Source organism: Campylobacter sp. W0014, from assembly GCF_020135975.1.
In the GTDB taxonomy this organism is placed as follows: domain Bacteria; phylum Campylobacterota; class Campylobacteria; order Campylobacterales; family Campylobacteraceae; genus Campylobacter_D.
Genome location: NZ_JACHTR010000124.1, coordinates 1 through 286 on the forward strand (window position 1 = coordinate 1; position 286 = coordinate 286).

Genomic DNA, 286 nt, shown 5'->3' on the forward strand with positions numbered 1-286 from the left:
AAACCAAACCACTTCAACCCCATCCATTCTAGGGACACATTCTTCTATACAGTTTAACTCCCAATAATCATCTGGATCTAAAAAGATAATATAATCTATATTAGGGGTTTTAAAATTTAAAAGCTCATCTTTGTTTTTAAAAAATTTAGAACTTTTATAGACTTTATATATTTCATTATTTCCTTCTATGCTAAATTCTATTAAAGAATTTTCTTTAATATCATTAGTAATATTTTTAAGTTCATATTCTTTACTGAAATATTCTATGCCTAAATTTCTTGCTGAA

At 24.5% G+C, this 286-nt stretch carries 1 pseudogene; it reads right to left on the reverse strand.

The features are described 5' to 3' along the window. Positions 1–286: pseudogene (locus H2277_RS09240) on the reverse strand (glycosyltransferase family 2 protein); the annotation flags it as partial.